The following is a 1,055-nucleotide window of genomic DNA, read 5'->3' as shown; positions in this document are numbered from 1 at the left end:
GTCTCTTCACCAAAGTTTGTGATTCACACAGAATTCTGACAGTAATTTAGCTAGATTAATGCCTCTCAAACTCTCTCCTTCTTCATCTTACAGACTACCCAGTTGGTGGAAGAGAAGCGGTCAAGCGCTTTCCTTGAGGGCTTCTTTTCCACCAACTATAATGACCAAAATAATGAAGAAGGAGAGGCTAGGACACCACTTTACTATAAGTTTTCCCTGTACATTCCAGAAATACTCGTGTTCTAAATCTCTCTCGGTTTCTGTAACCGTAAGCTCGCCGTTTGATATTCTTTATTTTATGGTTCGTGCCTTCTGTTCGACCATTTGTATACGGAGTTTTAAAGTATTGCATAATCTGTTGCCGCCAATTTTCTATTGTTTTAGCTACTTCATGAAAGGACTTGAACGGGCTTTTCCGTGCTAACTGAAGCCACTCTGTTAATAAATGATCAGCTGTTTCAAAATCTTTCGATTTATAAAAGTCTCTGAATAGTTCTTTCAAAAAATAGGCATGGGCTATGTCTTCGTGTGAATCTAATAATTCATCGAGGTGTGGAAGATTTTTAGTTTTAACATTTTCACAACCTGTTAGTAGATGAAAACGAGCCTTCTTTATGCTGGGTATGTTCTTACGAACAGTGTCCAATGCTTGATTCACCTTTTGGACGACATGGTACTTATCAATAATGATTAGAGCATGAGGAAAGGCCTCTCGAATGGCTTTATGAAAGGGGTCCCACATGTCTACGACAACATTTTTGACCTGTTCAGGATAAATTACCTTTTGTGTTAAAAGTTCTAAAGTTGAGGAGTAATCTCGGTCCTTATGCATACCCATAACAGCACCTAAATCGGCATCGAGAAGAACAGTTTCATATTTATGTCCCTTACGAACAGCGACCTCATCTAGACTTAATGTGATGTCTTGTCCGTCTTGGATTTCTTGTATGAATGACTCATGTTCAACACTTTTTTCATGTGCAATGGAGTAGAAGATGCGCTCAACAGTAGAATAAGCAATCTTTAATTTCCGGCTAATATCCTGAATGGTTGCG

General features: G+C 38.8%; 1 protein-coding gene. It reads right to left on the bottom strand.

All coding sequences use genetic code 11. The features are described from left to right. Positions 1 to 187: 187 nt before the first annotated feature. Positions 188 to 1,055 (bottom strand): ISL3 family transposase (locus ACOI1C_RS22555; protein WP_422512877.1); only part of this gene is annotated, 868 nt, incomplete at its 5' end.

It is taken from the genome of Bacillus sp. DJP31, assembly GCF_049310945.1.
Classification (GTDB): domain Bacteria; phylum Bacillota; class Bacilli; order Bacillales; family SA4; genus Bacillus_BS.
Note: the sequence above shows the minus strand (reverse complement) of the source record. Positions and strands in the feature narration are given on the sequence as shown.